11 protein-coding genes and 4 pseudogenes are annotated in these 17580 nt (G+C 44.5%); 6 read left to right on the plus strand and 9 right to left on the minus strand.

Annotated elements, in window-relative coordinates; translation table 11 throughout:
- Positions 1-470: 470 nt before the first annotated feature.
- Positions 471-639: pseudogene (locus AC4G47_RS13810) on the minus strand (transcriptional regulator); the annotation flags it as partial.
- Positions 640-742: 103 nt separating this feature from the next.
- On the opposite strand from AC4G47_RS13810, the pseudogene AC4G47_RS13815 reads away from it, so the two are divergent.
- Positions 743-1497: pseudogene (locus tag AC4G47_RS13815) on the plus strand (helix-turn-helix transcriptional regulator).
- Positions 1498-1729: 232 nt separating this feature from the next.
- Here the strand turns inward: AC4G47_RS13815 and AC4G47_RS13820 are convergent.
- From AC4G47_RS13820 to AC4G47_RS13835, 4 genes and pseudogenes are all read right to left on the minus strand, one after another.
- Positions 1730-2551 (minus strand): annotated as a pseudogene (locus AC4G47_RS13820) (glycoside hydrolase family 43 protein).
- 57 nt (positions 2552-2608) lie between these two features.
- Positions 2609-3427, minus strand: coding sequence for a carbohydrate ABC transporter permease (locus AC4G47_RS13825; protein WP_458127263.1), 819 nt, complete (start codon positions 3425-3427; stop codon positions 2609-2611).
- Positions 3428-3458: 31 nt separating this feature from the next.
- Positions 3459-4355 carry a carbohydrate ABC transporter permease gene (locus AC4G47_RS13830; protein ID WP_491106395.1) on the minus strand — a complete coding sequence of 299 codons (897 nt, stop codon included), beginning with the start codon at positions 4353-4355 and terminating at the stop codon, positions 3459-3461.
- A gap of 84 nt (positions 4356-4439) precedes the next feature.
- Complete coding sequence (locus tag AC4G47_RS13835; RefSeq protein ID WP_491106396.1) at positions 4440-5777, minus strand: ABC transporter substrate-binding protein; 1338 nt, start codon at positions 5775-5777, stop codon at positions 4440-4442.
- Between the two features lie 262 nt (positions 5778-6039).
- Between AC4G47_RS13835 and AC4G47_RS13840 the strand changes: the two genes are divergently transcribed.
- Complete coding sequence (locus AC4G47_RS13840; protein WP_491106397.1) at positions 6040-7101, plus strand: GntR family transcriptional regulator; 1062 nt, start codon at positions 6040-6042, stop codon at positions 7099-7101.
- Between the two features lie 1077 nt (positions 7102-8178).
- On the plus strand, positions 8179-9066 hold the full coding sequence (locus AC4G47_RS13845) for an NAD-dependent epimerase/dehydratase family protein (protein WP_491106398.1): 888 nt from the start codon (positions 8179-8181) through the stop codon (positions 9064-9066).
- Positions 9067-9444: 378 nt separating this feature from the next.
- Here the strand turns inward: AC4G47_RS13845 and AC4G47_RS13850 are convergent, their stop codons facing one another.
- Complete coding sequence (locus tag AC4G47_RS13850) at positions 9445-10665, minus strand: TraB/GumN family protein (protein WP_491106399.1); 1221 nt, start codon at positions 10663-10665, stop codon at positions 9445-9447.
- Between the two features lie 813 nt (positions 10666-11478).
- Entirely contained in the window at positions 11479-12114 is a 636-nt protein-coding gene (locus AC4G47_RS13855; RefSeq protein WP_491106400.1) for a TetR/AcrR family transcriptional regulator, read from the minus strand.
- Positions 12115-12235: 121 nt separating this feature from the next.
- On the opposite strand from AC4G47_RS13855, the gene AC4G47_RS13860 reads away from it, so the two are divergent.
- The 3 genes from AC4G47_RS13860 (at position 12236) to AC4G47_RS13870 (ending at position 15527) form a co-directional block, all read left to right on the plus strand.
- Positions 12236-13804: an FAD-dependent monooxygenase gene (locus tag AC4G47_RS13860; protein ID WP_491106401.1), complete on the plus strand. Its 1569-nt coding sequence runs from the start codon at positions 12236-12238 to the stop codon at positions 13802-13804.
- 90 nt (positions 13805-13894) lie between these two features.
- Positions 13895-14842: an ABC transporter ATP-binding protein gene (locus AC4G47_RS13865; protein WP_458122662.1), complete on the plus strand. Its 948-nt coding sequence runs from the start codon at positions 13895-13897 to the stop codon at positions 14840-14842.
- A complete protein-coding gene (locus tag AC4G47_RS13870) occupies positions 14817-15527 on the plus strand; it encodes an ABC transporter permease (protein ID WP_491106402.1) in 711 nt (236 codons plus the stop codon). The genes AC4G47_RS13865 and AC4G47_RS13870 overlap by 26 nt, the downstream gene beginning before the upstream one ends.
- 176 nt (positions 15528-15703) lie before the next feature.
- Here AC4G47_RS13870 and AC4G47_RS13875 read toward each other — a convergent pair.
- Both AC4G47_RS13875 and ggt read right to left on the minus strand, forming a co-directional pair.
- Positions 15704-15902 (minus strand): annotated as a pseudogene (locus tag AC4G47_RS13875) (alpha/beta hydrolase family protein); the annotation flags it as partial.
- Between the two features lie 44 nt (positions 15903-15946).
- A complete protein-coding gene (gene ggt, locus AC4G47_RS13880) occupies positions 15947-17527 on the minus strand; it encodes a gamma-glutamyltransferase (RefSeq protein WP_491106403.1) in 1581 nt (526 codons plus the stop codon).
- Positions 17528-17580: the final 53 nt, after the last annotated feature.

Raw genomic sequence — 17580 nt, forward strand, 5'->3', positions numbered from 1 at the left:
ATTCAGCGGTTAAATTTCGTTCGTTCTTGCTCCATACAAACAACCGCCGTTGTTTATAGAACAGACTTTGCATGGAGCAGATTGTGGATTTTCCCATCAGTTGAAACCCTCCCTCCCAAAATTATAAATGTAACGCATTCCCAAATATTTGTAATTACTAGTTCTCGACTATTTCCGGCATCGCACAAATACCCCGATAACTCAAAACCGGTTCAGGGGAACTTTGGGACATATACTATATTCGTGACCTAGAACTACGACCCCTTCTTCGAGGGGTTATTTTCTTTTTCAGGAGGTAGGTAGATTGAGAATCATCAAACGAAGCAGTACATTGTCATTTTGCCTCATGCGGATCTGCCCTTTTCCAACACGCCCAGCGGCTTCTGATGAAGACTGATCAATATAAGAGGCAAATGCCGCTCGTCTCGATGAACGTATGCAAGCTGCTTTAAAAGGAGTATTATACTTCTGAGCTCATCAGCCGTCTTCCCTTCGCCTTTAATGACAAGGTATTGTCCTCACGCTGTGTTCTTCCGGTACCCATGCTTCTGTCATAACGCCGGCATAATCCATGTAATCGCTCTTCAGTTCCGTTCCAACACCGACAACGATAAAGCTGTCTTTCTCCTCAAGAGTTATGTGCTTCCATCATCACAGCTCCTTCTAAGTATTTGTTTCTTCGCTTCATGGGTTTATAATCACGATAAATCATGTCAAAATATGATACTGTTTAGAGGTCCGAATGAAAAAAGTAGAACGGATTAACATCATCATGCAGTACATCAACAACCGCGCCGCCCATTTTACCATTTCGGAAATCATGCAAGAGTTTAACATCTCACGTTCGACAGTGATTCGAGACATCAGGGAAATTGAAGTGATGGGAATGCCTCTAGTCGCCGAAGTCGGGAGGGACTGAGGCTACTTTGTGATGAACAACTCCGTCCTGCCCGCTGTGCGTCCGCTTTACCTATAATGAGATTAAAGCTCTTTTTATCGCCTTCATGACCACACGCAATTTGTAACTCCCTTATCTGAAAAGCCACCACTCTTTCGAAGGTCCCCCCCAATCCTGACCTGCTTGATCTATCAGATCTGCCCCATCCTATGTTAGAGTAACTCATCCAGATCCTTCTTGAAGACTGCTACGAGTGGTTTCCGTCGAAGAAAGAAGAGAAATAAAATCTTATCCCTATCTCCAGGTATGGTTTGACAACGGCGAGATTGTCGACAGGAATAATCCGCCTTTTTCCCTCCTCTAGGTCGAAACCTTCAATTTGCCGAGAGCTTTTTTCACGATATAGGCGTATGAGATAGGTAAGAAGAAGATTGTAGAACAACTAAGCAATATGGAAGAAACAATCAACCTCGTCCTCGAACTTGGTCCCAAGGCGATCACCCCAGTTCAAAAAGTACTACCCTTCAAACCTTTTCTTAGGTGGAGATATCAAAGTGAGGGAAATACCGAAGGAAGTTGTAGAAGGAGTGCAGGAGTGAGTGGATATGTTGGGGAACAAGTAATTGACCCCAACTACCGACTGTTAAGCTCATTGAAGATACAGCGATCGCATAGTTTCGATTTTTCAAAGATGACATTTCATAAATCCACGAGGTTAAGGGCGATTATTTTCGCCATACTTGTGATACGGTTCGGCGTATTATCTATAGAGCGAAATCGAAGGCACCCTACTGGGTGCCTTCGATGTTCTTACTGTCTCTCTTTGGCAAATTAGATAAACGAACTCAAATCCATCAAGCAACCTTGTTGGGACACTCGTTCACTGTACAGACGTGCAAGTGCTGCAACAGAGCCGCGGAAATCGGGTCTGCCGTCAGCCGTCCACAAAAGCTCTGTCACAAATGTATGGCGATTCGGATCGTACAGCGGATCTCCTATAATGTTCTTGTACGTTCTTGCATGGAACACAAATAGCGTCTTTTCGTCGGCCTCTGACACCGTGAAGGAATTATGACCGGGACCATACATAGAGATGCTCTCATCTGTCGAGAAAACCGCTGATTGCGACTTGCGCCATGAGGTGGCATCGAGCAAATCAGCATCCGCATCGGCTTCAAGCAGGCCCATGCAATAATTGAAATCAGTGGCGCTAGCCGAGTAAGAGAGGAATACCCGATTACCCTTGCGAAGAAATGCCGCGCCTTCGTTCACTTTATAACCAATGATCTCCCAGTCATATTCCGGCATGGAAATCATCGTTTGCGGCCCAGTCAGCGTCCACGGATTGCTCATTTTAGATATATACAGATTAGAGTTACCTTCGATATTCGGATCCTTTTGTGCGGCAGCGAAATACACGTACCATATGTCATCAATAAAATGCAGTTCAGGCGCCCAAATATTGGCACTAAGGATACCAGTCTCGCGCTTGCTCCAGATCACTACAGGAGTTGATGTAACAAGCCCCTAAAGGTTCTGGGCTCTACGAATTTCAATCCGATCATACTCCGGAACGGATGCTACGAAGTAATAATAACCGTCCGAATGTCGGTAAATGAAAGGATCAGCTTTCTGCTCAATCCATGGTTGAATGTCGTGAACACTCTTTGTTGGACTTCCATCTTACCACCTGTTTCATCATAATATATACTACCCTTTAACAGCACCTGCAGTCATACCGTCTATGAAGTATTTCTGGAAAGCAATAAACAGTATGAAAATTGGAATGATGGAGAAGAAGGAGCCCACGATCAATAGGTCATAGTTATTGCCATAAGGAGTTAACAACGTTTTCAAACCGATTGGCAGTGTATATTTACTCTGATCTCCCAACACCATGAATGGCCACAACAGATTATTCCAGCTATTCATACCATTCAGAATGGCCATTGCTGCAAAGGATGGCTTCATAATCGGCATAATTAGTCTGAAATAAATCGCATACTCGTTTGCGCCATCAACCCGCCCAGATTGAATAATCTCTTTGGGTATGCTTCTTAGATATTGCCTGAAGAAAAATATTGTCGCGGCATTGGCTATACCCGGCAGAACGATTGCTGAATAGCTATTCACCATATTCAAATCATTAATTAGGCTGTACAAAGGAACCAGCAGTATTTCGAAAGGCACCATCATAATGAGCAAAACACATATAAAGAGGAAGTTCTTACCTTTAAAATGATATGCTGCAAAACCATATGCAACAAATGCGCTTACAAAAAGTGTTAAAACCACTTGAACGATTGTTAAAATCATACTGTTCCAAAACCATACAAAATAATCATGTTCTCCAGTAAACAGATAGATGAAATTGTCAAAACTCATGATACTAAAATCCAAACTTAGGTTAAGACCATATCTAACTAATGATTCACCTGGTTTAAAGGAAGATAGAGCCACTGCATAGAATGGAATCATAATTATAACGAATAGTATAATGAATAAACAAATAATTACTATTCTGGAAATAAAGTCATTCCTCGTCTGACTGTTGCCCACTTTAATCCTCCTCCTTTTTGAACATTCCACTAAATTTCAACTGCGTTAAATTGATAACCATAGCAATGACTAACAGAACGATACCAACTGCAGCTGCGTAACCCAGCTTATTCTGCTCAATCCCTTGTCTATACAGATATCCGACAATGGTTAAGCCAATATTTTTGGGTGAATTGTTACCGTTAAACATCATTAGGCTCTCGGTAAACATTGCTAAACCTGCATAAACACTAATTGTCGTAACATATACCGTGGTCGGCTTCAATAATGGCATTGTGATCGTTCTAAACTTCTGCCAAGCAGATGCCCCATCGATTGAAGCAGCCTCATAATATTCATTGTCAATGCTTTTCAAACCGGATAGATAGTAAAGCATATTAACGCCTGTCCATCTCCAACATGCGAGGATTAACAGTGCTGCCATACTCCATTCTCCGTCTTTCAAGAATTTAATAGGCTCTACACCAAATAGACCTAGGAAACTGTTCATTAATGAACCTTCCATTTCACCGAATGTAAGGCGGAAAATGGTACCCGCAACTGCGACAGATGTCAATGCAGGGAGAAAGAACGAAGATTTAAAAAACTCTCTTCCCACCATTAACTGACTGTTTATCATAACGGCGAATAACATTGGAAAAGGAATTAACAGCACTAAGGTTCCTAACATGTACACAATGCTATTTTTAATAGCCGTCAAAAACACCTTATCTGTTAATAATTTCGAATAATTCGCTTCACCAATCCATTTAGGATCCTGTCCCAACATCCTATCTTGAAAGCTCATTACGAATGAATTTGCAAGCGGATAAAACCAAAATATCAAAAATATGAGTATAAATGGCAATACAAAAACATAAGGCGCAACTTTTTGAGAGTATACAAATTTCTTTATCATATTCTCAATCTCCCTTGACTAAGATTAAACCTGCCGACCACTATACCTACCGACAGGTTTAATCAAATCATTTACTTATTATATTTATTTCAATTCTTGTTCAATTGCTGCTTGTGCTTCATCCAGCGCTTCCTTCACGTCTTGGCCATCTTCAAAGATAGCATTCAAAGTAACCGTATTGAGGACATTGCCGATCGTCGGTGAAGCTTTAACGGATTTGATAGCTAGAATTTCGTCTTTGATTTCATTCAAAGTATCAAATGCATTTGTTTTAAAGTATTGGACGTATTCGTTATCAGGGTTTTTCGTTACAGCCTCATCTTTCCATACTTCCATGTTGATTGGGTCGAATCCAAGCGTATTCCAGATTTCAGTAGTAGCTTCTTTCGAAAGCTTAGCAAAAGCTACAAATTCTTTTGCCAACTGAACGTCTTTACCATTCTTGGTAACAACTGTGCCAGTACCGCCTAAGCCAACGGAACGAGGATTACCTTCTTCAAATACAGGCAATGGAGCAATTGCATACTTACCTTTAAGGTCCTTCATTTCGTTTACAAAGCGAGACATGTACCACTCAGGCATTAATGCGCTTGCGTAGTTACCTTTGTTGTATTCGCCTTTTGCTTCTTCTGTATCCGGTTGTCCACCAGGGATCGTATGAATAACATTGTTCTTCTGCAGATCGACTAACATTTCATACGCTTTAATCATTTCAGGCGAGTTAACTTTTGGATTGCCATTCTCATCTGTGAAATCAGCGTTTTGCTGAGCAAGCAACAGCGACCCTTGCCATATTGCTGATGTATCAGCAGTTCCTAAGTACTTACCCGTCTTCTCATAAACCTTGATACCTGCTTGTTTATAATCTTCCCAAGTTTTGATTGTCTTGTAGTCAACACCTGCTTGTTCAAGAATTTCAGTGTTGTAGAAAGCAAGCGTAGCACCTACGTGATAATCAAAGCCATAAATCTGGTCGGCTTTGGAGTAAATCTCGACACGTGAAGGAACAACAACGTCTTTGTATGGTGCAAATACATCATTTAAAGGTTCTAGTGGAACGTTGTCACCTTCCAAGAATTTAGGGAATTGACCAAGCTCGATATCCGCGATATCAGGAGCACCTTTTCCACTTGTAACTGCCAATAAGAGCTTGTTGTGCATATCATCGTAAGGCATAACCGTTACATTCAACTTAATCTGTTTGTCTGGGTTTTGTTGATTCCATAACCCCAGCATTTTATCTAAATGCATGCCATGCAAATCTACGAATGTCCAGAATGACAATTCTGTAGCATTCTCACCAGCATTAGCGCCTAACTGCTGTGTTTCCGTTTTTGAATCAGAAGAGTTACCACATGCTGTAAAAACAAGTGACATAATAAGGACTGTAACGATGGAGATGAAAGTACTGCGTTTTTTCATTTGTTCGTCATCCTCTCTTTTTTTGTTATGCATTTGAAAAGTCGGCTGACTAGTTAGTTCTGTTAATTTAAGCGGGTTCAATCTACCTTGGCACCACCATCCTTAACATAATTCTAACCGTTCAAAGAAAAGACCCCTTCGCAACAATTTCTCAGATTCCATATTGTAAGCGCTTTACATGCCGTATTATAATATATATGAAATATGCTTTATATAACCAATTGATTATAAAATCATAAAATTTATGGGGAGATGCACCATTTTGAAAAAACTGGCGCTCTACAAACAAATTCGAGAAGATATCATACAGAAAATTAAATCAGGGCAGCTTCGGCCAACGGACCGCATTCCTTCTGAGCAAGAACTAATGGATGAATTCAGAGTAAGTAAAATAACCGTCAAGAACGCCCTAACCCTACTAGCTGACGAAGGATTAATTATACGCGTACAAGGCAAAGGCTCATTCGTCTCCTCTAGTCTTGATGTTTTTAGCATCAATTCTCTGCCATCCCGCAGCGCGTCGTCCATGCCACTCATCGGCTTTATCATTCCGACGATGAGAACCCGTGTCATTCAGAAGCTCGTTGACTACACGGAACAATTCCTGCAAGAAGCCGGCCTCAGCATGGTACTAAGCATCACGCGCGAGTCCTCCTCTATCGAATCCAATGTCATTCGTACACTAATGGAGATCGGTGTGAAGGGGCTGATCGTTTTTCCGACAGAAGATGAGAAGTACAACGAATCATTACTGCGTCTGTCGCTCGATAAATTCCCGTGCGTTTTCATCGACCGCTATCTGCGGAACATTGAGACGTACACCATTACATCCGACAATTACGGCGGTGCGTACAAAGCTGTCTCCCATTTGCTATCCAAGAGTCATCAACAGATTGCGCTCATCTCACCTGAGAATGCCAATACAGCCGTCGAGGATCGCACGCTCGGATTCGAAAAGGCATACACAGATCAAGGCATATCGATTGACAAGAGCTTGTGGTGTCACATCCCTCTCGACATTCTGCGCGGCGAGCAAGCATTGGACTATGTAAGCGACTTCTTGCAGGACCACAGTGGAATTTCGGCCGCCTTCTCCTTGACTGAAGAAACCGCACGCCTTACATCGGCCGCTATCAGTCGTCTGAACAATCACTCAAATATCGATTTGCTATCTTTCGATAATCCACATCTTTCAGGCGTAGCTTATGTACAGCAGGATGAACAGGAAATGGCACGAACAGCCGTAAAGCTGTTACGTGAACAAATGGAAGATATTTATTCTCCTAAGAACGCCGTCATTCCCGTGCAACTCATCTTCCCTTGATACGACAAACATTGCAGCCAGTTGATAGATGAACTGGGCATATCGATTGGTTTTACCGGCGATCTCGATCTTGTTCATGATTGTCGCCCGGTTTTTTTAAGATTCACTACCAATTTGGTCGTGCCCCTTGCAACGCGCATCTCCTACGCGAATGCTAAGGAATCTCAGAGCATAACTGGCGGAGCTGTTGCGGGAAGGATGGCAGTTGGCTCTAGTTTCCCTACACAACAACACGCCCATCTGTTGTCTTAAGGTTATTCCAGGTCTTTTCAGATGTGACGAGGATGCTCCACTCCAAAAGCGATAGCCCTATGTACCTTTTCAGCGTTACCATGGCCCGAAACCTGCACACATATATACAAATCCATGCCCCACAAGGAACCCCTCAAAAAAACTTGCTCTTATTTATGATACGGTTTACCGTAATGCATCTAAGCACAAAGTACAGTTTGACCACAAAATATACTAGTATATAGACAAAAACTACTCCCGATTCTTAAGGAGTGGTTTCTTTGCGTAGAACTTCTCTTTTGTTACACTAACGTTTCCCTTACACAGGACTCTTTATTCTAGGGCTAAGTGCCATCGGTATAATAATCGCTGCTATTTTTGTGACAGACCCTATATCGCTAAGTCTGGATAATGCGACATTCAGCGGTAGTCTTCTGGTACGCTTGGCAGTTCTAGCATGTGGAATACGTTGCTATGCAATCCGTCTAATACGGGATGCTAAGAGAACAAGTTTAAGATTACATTGGTTTATGTCGGTTTAGGCGAGCCAGGTACTTGACATATGTAATCCGTAGCCCTAAAATGAGCTAAGTCAGTCGATTATGGACTCGATGAGTCGATAATAGGAGCGCAAATGAATTATTCTTAACTCGACTATGCACTTCATGTCCATGGGATCAAAGGAACTGGTTCTTTGTATGAATACAAGCTGAATCACGCACCTTTTTTTGCCCCTATTATAGATATAAAATATCTATAATATCTTATTTTTAATGTAAGTATAGGAGGCAGTGACAGATCGTATCACTTTACTTTTAAGAACTTAGATTAGGGAGATGACGAACGATGAAAATATTTATGACAGGCGTTACCGGATATATTGGAAGTTCTGTGGCTAAAGTATTGCTCGATGCAGGGCATTCTATCTATGGTCTGACCCGGAGTACCAGCCAAATAAACGAGCTGAAAGAGCTTGGAGTGGAGCCTGTCGTGGGCACACTTGGAGATACGGAAATACTGGCTGATTACGCAAAACGGAGCGATGGAGTGATTCATACAGCTGACGTTGCTCACCGCAAGGCTATTGAGACGTTTGTTAGCGCTTTGCGCGGTACAGGAAAGCCGTTGATTCACACATCCGGTTCAGGCAACGTTGGGGATGATGCCAAGGGCGAATTCCAGAGCGAGCAAATCTATAACGAAGAAACACCTGTAACAAGGGACTTGGAATCGATTCGAGTCAATGAGCTGGTGCGTAAAGCAGGGGTCGATCAAGGAGTGCGAGGCATTGTCATCGTACCTTCCATGGTATATGGAACGTCTCTCGGACTTCCAAGAGACAGCATTCAGCTTCCAATGATTGTACAGAAATCGAAAGAAATGAACGCCGGAGTATATATTGGCAAAGGTCTGAACAGATGGTCGAACGTCCATATTCGTGACTTGGTCCAATTGTACCTTCTTGCGCTAGACAAAGCGCCATCCTCCTCTTACTTTTTCGCAGAAAATGGCGAGGAATCGTTCCGTGATCTAAGCCGTTCCGTGAGTGAGGCGCTTGGATATGAGGGACGCACAGTGAGCTGGTCTCTGGAGGAAGCGGTTGCTGAATTTGGCCTTCTGGCTCAATATACACTTGCGACGAATTGCCGAATTCGCTCTGTACATGCTCGAAACTTGCTTGGCTGGAAGCCTGAAGCCGAATCCGTGCAGACTTGGCTTGCCAATAGCTTTTGAAGATTGTGATGTTGATCAGGGAGGTAGAAGAAAGATGACCAAGATTGAGGCCGAAATATATGATGTTGCGATTGTTGCCGGTGGGCGAAGTCTTATATTCATATGCTTTTATCTAGCCACATGATCTCCATCATAATACTATTTAGATAATCACCTAATCCGAAATGACACAATGTTCTTGTCCCTCGACAGTAATATTAATATTTTACTTTAAATTAAGCTTGCTTACACGTTTTTCACCCTGGACTGCTAAATCCTATTGCATTGTTAGCTAGTAAAAATTAAAAGGTCAAGATGTACATCTTGACCTTTACTTTAGTAAATCCATATTCTATCAGTTGGGACAAAGGAATCTCTTGTTTCACTAACAAAATTGAACTATTTCCGTTCCACAGAGTATCCTTTATCCTCAAGCAACTTCACAATCCCATGCTCCCCTAAGTAGTGAGCAGCACCTATCACAATAAAGTACTCTTCTTTTTTATCACTCTTCAAATATCCATCGATCTTATTAGCCATGCCGATGTTACGGTCGATTAGCATTGCTTTGTTGTACTCTTCGTTATCCGAGTAGGTGTTTGTGAATTCTAACAACTGCTCGTCGTTCCCCGTTTTCCACATCTCAGCCAACTGGTTCATATCATCATCCAGCACATCGAAGTTATCGAGTGTTGTATTCAGATTCTCCTCCTGCAGCTCTTTGGAGAAGTTATTGAACATGTTCAGTTGAAACTCGTAAGATTCTAGTTCAATAATTGGAAGTTTTCGTTCAATAGCCTTTTGAACAAAATACAGATCCACCCCTGCCGAACCTTCATATCCAGCAGGCGTAGTCTTAAGGCTGGCGAGTGTATTTTCTACAACCCAAGGCTTGAATTCATCCAGCACATCCGGCTCCAATCCGTTTTTCTTCAAAATATCCCCTAGCTTGGCATACGTTTCGCTTGAAACATGATCCTTCAGTATCGTTCCATCTTGATAAGATCCCAGATCCAGGATTAACTGTTGTTGTGCTTCGTCTGTTCCTTTACTCACATCAAGCTCTACGCCCAAGTAATCCGCTTCAGCAAAAGCTTCTTCAAACTCTTCACGTAAGGGATAGAAGCTATCATCTGCAAGATGCATGGAGCCCACCAGATATACGGTATTTCCGTTGCTTTCCACTTCCCACATGAAGCCGCGGCTACCCGTTTGTTCAGCCGTTTCTGTTCCTTTGGAGACGAGCAGCACGGTACGTGTCTTCGCATCCCAGTTTACTTCGTAACCTATTGCGTCTCCAACGATACGGATGGGTGCATACGTTACACCATTAATACGTGTTAGCTTGTTTTTAAGAGTAATCGTTTTTCCATCCACAACGGCCGTAATCGTATCATCTGTCGCAGTCTTCAGTTTTACGTCCATCGCATCCAGCGTAGAGCGAAGCGGAACCAATGTTGTTCCCTTATTATTAATTGGTGCCCCTGCAGTATACTCTACTGCCTGATCATTGACTTTAATGGATGTCTCTTCTTGAGGTGCAGCCAGGGCCGGCGCTGCTGAAGCTAGCAAACCTACTGAGATGGTGAGAGACAAGAGTATGTGTTTCCAGTTTTTCATATTATGTATTCTCCTTTAGATAAGTATCGTTCATATTTGAATGAACATACTTAATTATTACGAGTACAGACTGGGAGAAGTTCCACCTTTTCCCTATCACAACCCTCTTTCTTTTTGTGTCATTGCTTCCTACTGTCAGTCCTCTACCGATTTCTGGCTGCTTCGTCGATGGAACGATCATATGACACACATTAGTTACTCTTACTCGTAATGATAATTCGCATTCTCTAGCTTATAGAGGTACGGTGATAACTCTATCCTATACAGTAAATATTTAAAATTTACCGTAACGTTCTCTATTAAAACCATCGCAAGTCTAACACATATTTTGGAATTATCCTTCCTGTTAGTTGAACGAAGGCTGAAAATAAGGCATGTAACAATGGTGCGACATGCCCACAGAGTACATCTTCTTCTTTATCGTGCGGCGAACAAGAACCAGGCTAAACTGAGTTTGTCTTATTTAGGAAAAGTGTCTGTCATACGTTAATGATTGGAATATGGTTTGGACTTACTTCTGACAACGCAAAAGAGCATTATTGAGCGGTGATGTAGAAATTAAGGAACCAGCAATAATTAAGCTGAGGATCTTATAATTAGATATCCATCTAATCGGAAATCGACTATGTTCTTGTCCATTCCATAATGGGTACAAGTTCTTGTCCTTGGCTTGGGACAAAAACTTGTACCTATAAAATAAAAAGCCGCTAAAATATCGACTTCAATGGGGCGATGTTCTTGCCCCTCGACATATATATGGCAGTCTTTTATCGTTAAGCAAAACCGCAATCAGTTTGATGGCTGATTTTCGTTTTAAACAGTGCGTTTTCCATAAGCGCAAAGAAAGACGCGTACGCCTTCTGAGATGATGCGTTTGGTTTGTTCCTCCTCCAAATTGCCTGCTTTTATCGGTTGATCAAATACCAACAAAAACGTTAAGGCAGCGAAGTGCTTTGTAGCCATTACAGGATCTGGCACATCAAGCAGTCCGGTTTGTCCAAACTCGTTAAACCTCCTGATAATCCCCTCTTCCGTTGCGTTATCCAGCTTTTCTAAAAACGAGCCTGGCAGGTTGGCCGCTTCCATTGTAACCAGACGGATCAAAGCGCTGTAATCGGACGAACCGTTCGCAGAAGCTACGAATTGTTCGCAGAATAAGATGAGCGCCTGCTCCAGATCCACGAATTCCCAGAGGTAGTCTGATATCCCTTTCTTGATCATGTCCAGAACCGCCTCACTGGTTTCTTCCACAACAGCAAGCAGCAAGTTCTGTTTGTCGCCATAATAATCATAAACGGTCCGTTTGGAAACTCCCGCTTTAGCAGCGACTGCATCGACGCTGGAACGATCAAACCCATCTGAAAGAAACAGGTCTCGTGCTGCCGCAATAATTTTGGCTCGTTTGTCTGAAGAGCCTTTGCGGATTTTTTTGTTTTCCGTATTATCCATCCTTATGTTTCCCCCCTATAGGTATACTATCAAAAATGAGTTCCACTTTACAAACTACACTGCACGGTGTAGTATAATCAATGCAACATATCACAATCAATGATTAAGGAGGATTTTATCCATGAAAACCGTGCAGTCTTTTGTTGATGTTCTCATTGTCGGGGCCGGACCAACAGGGCTTACACTTACCTGTGACCTTGCCCGTCGAAACGTCGACCATCGTATTATTGAACGAAGCGCCTTATATAACGTAGCGTCTCGCGCCAAAGCAATCCAGCCCCGCTCGCTTGAGGTTGTTGATGATTTGGAGGCCGTTCGTTACATTGTGGACACAGGTGTTGTGGATTTGCCTGTTCGTTACTATACCGCAGATGGCAGGAATGTGGACAAGCCGGCTATTACCGTTGCAGCCAGTGCCGAACTGGAGACACCCTATCGTGATCCGGTCTGGATTGCTCAGTATGATGTGGAAAAAGCATTGCGCGACCGCTATGCGGCGCTTGGCGGTCAAGTCGAGTTGGGCGTGGAAGCTGTAGGGCTTGAACAGGATTTGGATGGTGTGACGGTAACCGTGAATACACCGCAAGGAGAAGAGCAAATTCGCGCTCGTTATGTCGTCGGCGCTGACGGGGGCAAAAGCAATATCCGCAAGTTTATTCAGTTGCAGCTGGTTGGAGAAACACACGATGATGAGCGATGGTATCTTGGCGATGTACGATTGGAAGGGTTAGATCGTGACCATATCCATATCTGGACATCTTCGGAGGGGATGGTCGGGGTGACACCGCTACCGAAATCCGATATTTGGCAGCTGCAGGCTACAATTCCGGCAGACATTGAAGAACCAGAGCAGCCATCGCTAGTGGCGTATCAAGCCATGTTTGACCGCCGGGCTGGGGCAGGACTTGTTCGGCTCACGGATGCTTCCTGGCTTTCCATCTACCGGGTCAACGTCCGTATGGTTGAATGCTACCGCAATGGCCGGGTCTTCCTTGCCGGCGATGCTGCTCATGTTCATTCGCCGGCTGGCGGTCAAGGCATGAATACGGGGATGCAGGACGCGTACAATCTCGGCTGGAAGCTGGCAACTGTCATACGCGGAGCGGACACCGCCTTCCTAGACACGTACGATGAGGAGCGCCGCCCAGTGGCTCAAGCCGTGCTTGAGGACAGCTCGAAGAAGATGGATGGGGTCATAGGAACGGCGACTGAAGGCGGAGGGTTGTCCCTATCTTTGAGCACCATATCCGACGATCTGACGAGTGGGCTTCTCATTTCCTATCGGTCAAGTTCTCTTACCCGCCCGTCTGCTCGAACGAATGTTACCCGTTCATTGCCCGGGGATCGTGCTCCTAATGCCGAGGGTCTGCAAGGTACAGATTTTGCAGGAAGTGTATTTGACCTGTTGCGTGGTCCACACTGGACTCTTTTGGCTTTTGTAAACCGCACAGATCATCTTTCTTTGGAGAACTTCACCTACGACGAACTTCATGTGCATTGCATCCTTCCATCGCATGTGGAAAGAGTGGAAGGCATAATAGACGTAGCAGGGAATGCCTATCGAATTTACGATGTAACAAGTAATGAATTCGTATTGATTCGTCCCGACGGTTACATCGCACTGCGTGCCTCCATTAATGATACCGCAACGATTTCGAATTACTTGAATTCCATTTATCGCGCAAACTGATTTGGACAAGGCCGGCGGAATTCTTTTTAACATCTCATATGGCTGCCGGCTCTTATATTCGTTTAATTTAGGTTATGGAGGACTGTTTCTATGGAAGAAATTATTCGAACGGTTAACTTGACAAAGCAATACGGAAATAAAGTCATTGTAGATCGCGTTTCGATTTCCGTTAAAAAAGGAGAAATCTATGGATTCCTGGGGTTGAATGGCGCAGGGAAAACGACAACCATCCGATCTCTTCTCGGAATGAGCAAGCCTTCTTCCGGAGAAGTGTATTTGTTTGGTCAGCGCTGGGCGAATGGGAATCCCGATTTGTCAAGAAGAGTAGGTTTTATGGTGGAAGTTCCCTATGCCTACCCTACCTTTACGGTTAGGGAAAACTTGAGTTTGATGGCGAGATTGCGAGGATTACCGGTTCCGAGGGCAGTTGACGAAATTCTGGAGCAATTGAATTTGACTCAATATGCGGATAGTAAGGCAAGAGATTTGTCACTTGGTAACGCGCAGAAACTTGGATTGGCCAAAGCGTTAATTCATAAACCAGACGTTCTGATTCTTGATGAGCCAACCAATGCGCTTGATCCAGCCGGAATTGTCGAGATAAGGGAGATGCTGAAAGCTCTAGCTTCTCAACAAGGGGTTACCGTATTTATATCGAGCCATATCCTTGAGGAAATGTCCAAAATGGCTTCTCGAATCGGCATTATTCACAAAGGCGTTTTGCTTGAAGAACTGACAACAAAAGACTTTGAAACCATCCGCCGAAAGCAGTTGATGATCGGTACGAAGGATGCTCGGAAGGCTCAAGCTATTCTTTCAGACTCCGGGTATGCGGTACATTCGACTTCGAATAACTGCCTTGCACTCCCGGATGATCATGCCGTGAAGCATCCCGAACATATTGCGAAATTGCTTGCTCAGCATGAAGTGCCGCTCACGATGCTTAACATTGAAGAAGAGAATTTGGAACATTATTTTCTCAAAGTGATCGGAGTTGAGGAGGGAAAACGGAATGAGACCATTGCTGACAGCCTGTAGCGTTGAAGTTTACAAATTGCGTCGATCCTTTGTTTTATGGGGCACGCTTCTGTTTATATTGTTTGTCACCACGTTGTTCTTGGGACAGCCCGATTGGCCTTCTTTTTTTGAACGAACTGCGTTTTTGTATGCATCCGTGTTTGGGCTGCTGGGGTTTGGATTGGTGACAAGCTGGACATTTGGCCGTGAGTATTCTGATCGGACTCTTAAGGATTTGCTCGTTTTGCCTATATCGCGCGGTAAAATAGCGATTGCTAAATATGTCGCAATTATATTCTGGTGTTTTGTAATGATGTTGATCAGCTTTGCTTATGTCTTAATACTTGGTTTTGCTATTGGACTTCCTGGCTTTTCGTTTGCAATTGTACAACATTATTTGTTCCTAATACTTATAATTGGCGCTCTCCACCTATTATTAAGTGCACCTCTTGCCCTGTTAGCCTGTATATCACGCGGTTACCTGGTGCCGATCGGCTTTGCTTTTACAACTTTGATGCTGGCATTGGTATTCGGTCCTACTGCCATTGGCACGTATCTGCCCTGGTCTGTACCTGCTTTGCATTTGCAGGGAAGCGGAGTATCTTCATTTCCCTTGTTGGGTACTAGTTATTTACTGGTTTTCTTAATCGGACTCATAGGTCTCATTGGGACGGTTAAATGGTTACAAAACAGGGAGCAACGATGATTTACTAGAAAATACTTCTGAATAGAAATACATTTTCGGTAATCGGACGATGTTCTTATCCTTTTCGGCAATCGGTACAAATTCATGTCTTTGACTCGGGACAAGAACTTGTACCGATAAAATAAAAAAGCCGCTAAAATAGCGACTTCAATGGGAATATGTTCTTGTCCCTCGACAATTTGTATATCGAAAAAATCCAGCATATAATCGCTCTTTCGGGAGAAATCTTTCCCGTAATGCCCAGCATGTTGAAAATCGGAGAAATGAATTGTACGTCGGCAAAATTCAAATGCTCCGCATTGTCGATATAGAGGAATTGTCCCCCCTCGTCACCGTTTTGCGCATCCGTTCCAGCTCCAATTTTTTATCTTCCGTATACCGCATTGCACAGCATCCAGACCTTTCGCCCCTGTTTTGGTTTACCATCCGATAGCCGCACCATCGCAGCGGGGGTCTGTGCCCCCGAGTAGGAAGCCATTGTCATCGATCATAATGGCATGCGCATGTCCCATGACTCTAGCAAAATCTTCAACTGTGTGTACCTCGTGTCCGGCTAGCCGTAAACGCTGCTGCACTTCTGCCGCAATTCGGCCTTCCACTCTCAATTCTTGCGTTGCCTCTCCCCATGTTCTTCCCCACACCCAGCGGGGTTCACGCACAGCGATCTGGGGGGCCATGCGATAATCCACCATGCGGGTCAGCAGCGCGGTTTGTGTCTGCGGCTGACCTTCTCCTCCCTGGGTACCGTACAAAATATACGGCTTCCCATCGCGGCAAGCCATCGCTGGCATCAGGGTATGAAAAGTTCTTTTGCCTGGTTCAAGCCTGTTCACATGCGACGGTTCAAGAGAAAAGAACGAGCCCCGGTTCTGCAGCAAAATACCGGTGTCTCCCCCAACCACAGCCGAGCCGAACTCAAAATAGAGGCTTTGGATAAATGAAACGGCATTGCCCTCACTGTCTACTACCGCTGCATATGCTGTATCATGGCCTATCGGCTGGGTATCCATCGGCAGAGCTCGCTCCATATCGATGCAGGCCGCCAGCTTCGCGGCATAGGATTTGGATAGCAGTCGGTCCAGGGGGATTGAAGAAAATTGTGGGTCTGTCAAATAACGATCGCGGTCACGGAAGCTCAGCTTCAGCGCCTCCACAAGCAGGTGATAGTACTCATAGGAACCATGCTCTATACTCTCCAAATCAAACTGTTCTAGAATTTGAAGCGCCATTATACCGGTAAAGCCCTGTGAGTTCGGAGGGACCTGATAAAGATCAAGCCCTCGGTAACTCCCTTTGACCGGTTCCACCCATTCACCTCTGTGTCTCGCAAAGTCCTCCAGTGTCAGCAGACCGCCCTGCTCCTTAAGGGAGCGAACAATCTCCTGACCAACACTGCCAGAATAAAATACGTCTCGGCCCTGGTCCGCAACCTGCAGCAGGCTGCTTCCCAAAGCAGACTGCACAAAGCGGCTGCCTTGCTCTGGGATCTTGCCTCCGGGCAGATAGATGGCGGCTGTCTGTGGATAAGCTGCCAGCACATCGAAACGCTCGGTTGTATTGACATGCTGGTCCGGCGACAGTGGGAAGCCTTCCAGCGCATAACGGATCGCGGGCTCAAGCACCTCTGCCAGCGTCTTCGAGCTATATTCCTGCAATATGGCATCCCAGCCGTCCACCATACCCGGCACGGTAATGACGCTTCGGGGTCCCCGCTGTGGGATGGCTGATTCACCCGCAAAGCAGGCTGCGGTAATCCGACTGCCCGAACGCCCACTCGCGTTATATGCCCTGACTTTTCTCTCTTCGGTGCTATACGTCAGCCAGAAGGAATCGCCTCCCAGTCCCGTCATATGTGGGTATACGACGGCAAGACAAGCGCTCACTGCCACGGCGGCATCAAAGGCGTTACCTCCTTGCTGCAAAATACGCGCTCCTGCGGCGCTGGCCAAAGAGTGAGGACTGACTACCATTGTCTGTGTGCCTGTGACTTGTGCAACCATCTTGCCACCCTCTTTCTCTTTGTGTTCAACTCTCAGTAATTCCCTTTTGTCGC

It is taken from the genome of Paenibacillus sp. Negev47 (assembly GCF_058313655.1).